We start from the raw sequence: 1,589 nt of genomic DNA on the forward strand, positions 1-1,589 counted from the left end.
ACCCGGGTCACTAGGAACGGCGCGACCCAATTGGACTCGGCCTACGATGGGACCGGGATGCGGGTCAAGAAGGTGGAGAACGGCAAGACGACCTATTATATCTATGCCGGAGCCAATCCGCTACTGGAATACTCGGACGGGAAATATCTGTACCGGATTTATGCGGGGAATCACGCGATTGCCGAGGAAACGGGCGGTGTGGTAAAATTCTATCATAAGGATCACTTAGGTTCGACGCGGGTGGTGACGAGCGCGACCGGAGCCAAGCTTGCCGAGTACAAGTTCGCCCCCTATGGAGAGAAGGAGCTCGCTTCCGGGGACGGGACGGCGTATCAGTTTACGGATAAGGCCGAGGACGTGACGACGGGGCTGGATTATTTCGGGTTCCGTTTCTACGACCCGGAGGTGGGGAGGTTTATATCGCAGGATCCCATTAAGGATGGGGCGAATTGGTTTGCGTATTGTTATGATAACCCGATAAGGTACATAGATCCTCTTGGGTTGAGAGTTGGAGATAACGATAATGGCGGTTGGGATGGAAGCGGTTATGATGGTGATAGTGGAAGCAGCAGTTTTAGGGATAATGGCTATCAACATGATCGTAGCCATGGAGATTATGATAGTTTTGAAAGTGACGGATATACTATCGACCATTATGAGAATGGGATTCCGGTTTTTGCAGCACCTGAGGTACGTGTAACTGCTTCAAGGTACACCATAGATAACGACTATTACTACGATATAAACGATTCTAGTGGACCTGAACATGGTTATATAGATTTAAATTGTACAGTTATTTCTGGATTTTTTATAGGAATTACGATCGGAATTCAAATAGATGAGAAATCTTCCCATTTTTATGTTGGAGGTGCTGCTGGTATTCCTGGTGTCTCAGGTAGTATGACTTTTGGTGATATACTCAATGATACTGGTATAGGAACGGGATGGAATGGTGCAATTGAGGGTAACTTTAACTTTCCAGGACAAATTTGGGGTGGTGCGGGTCAAGTAGGTTATAATTTTAAGGAAGAAACTATATACGGAGAAGCAGGAGTTGGAGTGGGTTCGCCGGGAGCTTCCGGGTCCATATTTTATGTTTTTTAAAAGGAGGTTTGATTCTTGTGGATCTAAGAGGGTTAATTGTAATTGGAATTGGTATTTTAGCGATTATATTTAGAAAAGAATGGGCTGCTAATAATATAAAATTTAATGAACAACATTTTAAAGGAAAATTTTTTCGAAGTTCCCCAAAGAAAATTCAAATAGTGAGCCTTATATGGGGGATTATTGCAATTTTTTTTGGAATGATGATACTTTTTAAACTTCATCCATGAAATTTGTTGATACCAGGGTTCAAACCGGCCCTGGTCTTTTTTGTTGCTGCTTTTTACGCTTTATATTATTGTCGAAAAAGAAGTCGGCGTGGTAAAATTTTACTATAAGGATCACTTAGGTTCGACGCGGGTGGTGACGAGTGCGGCCGGGGCCAAGCTTGCGGAGTACAAGTTCGCTCCCTATGGGGAGAAGGAGCTCGCTTCCGGGGACGGGACGGCGTATCGGTTTACGGATAAGGCCGAGGATGCCACGAC

The 1,589-nt window shown here is 45.0% G+C and carries 2 protein-coding genes; both read left to right on the forward strand.

The window, feature by feature from the left end; genetic code table 11:
• On the forward strand, nucleotides 1-1,104 hold a 1,104-nt coding region (locus EDC14_RS26380; RefSeq protein WP_132018405.1), incomplete at its 5' end, for an RHS repeat-associated core domain-containing protein.
• Between the two features lie 17 nt (nucleotides 1,105-1,121).
• Nucleotides 1,122-1,334 carry a hypothetical protein gene (locus EDC14_RS26385; protein WP_132018408.1) on the forward strand — a complete coding sequence of 71 codons (213 nt, stop codon included), beginning with the start codon at nucleotides 1,122-1,124 and terminating at the stop codon, nucleotides 1,332-1,334.
• Nucleotides 1,335-1,589 lie beyond the last annotated feature (255 nt).

Source organism: Hydrogenispora ethanolica (genome assembly GCF_004340685.1).
Taxonomy (GTDB): Bacteria; Bacillota; UBA4882; order UBA8346; family UBA8346; genus Hydrogenispora; species Hydrogenispora ethanolica.